Below are 265 nucleotides of genomic sequence, written 5' to 3'. Positions count from 1 at the left end.
AATTGCGTACTGATTATGTTGATCTGACTCTAATCCACTGGCCGTCACCAAACGATGAAGTCTCTGTTGAAGAGTTTATGCAGGAGCTGCTGGAAGCCAAAAAAGAAGGGTTGACGCGTGAGATCGGTATTTCCAACTTCACGATCCCATTGATGGAAAAGGCGATTGCTGCTGTTGGCGCTGAAAACATCGCTACTAACCAGATTGAACTCTCTCCTTATCTGCAAAACCGTAAAGTGGTTGCCTGGGCTAAACAGCACGGCAT

General features: G+C 46.4%; 1 protein-coding gene. It reads left to right on the top strand.

Going from position 1 to position 265, the window contains the following annotated elements; all coding sequences use genetic code 11:
- The coding region (locus tag FN960_RS24205; RefSeq protein ID WP_185971151.1) for an aldo/keto reductase at positions 1-265 on the top strand (265 nt) is incomplete at both ends.

This window comes from Alkalicoccobacillus porphyridii (genome assembly GCF_007293315.1).
GTDB lineage: Bacteria > Bacillota > Bacilli > Bacillales > Bacillaceae_D > Alkalicoccobacillus > Alkalicoccobacillus porphyridii.
Note: the sequence above shows the minus strand (reverse complement) of the source record. Positions and strands in the feature narration are given on the sequence as shown.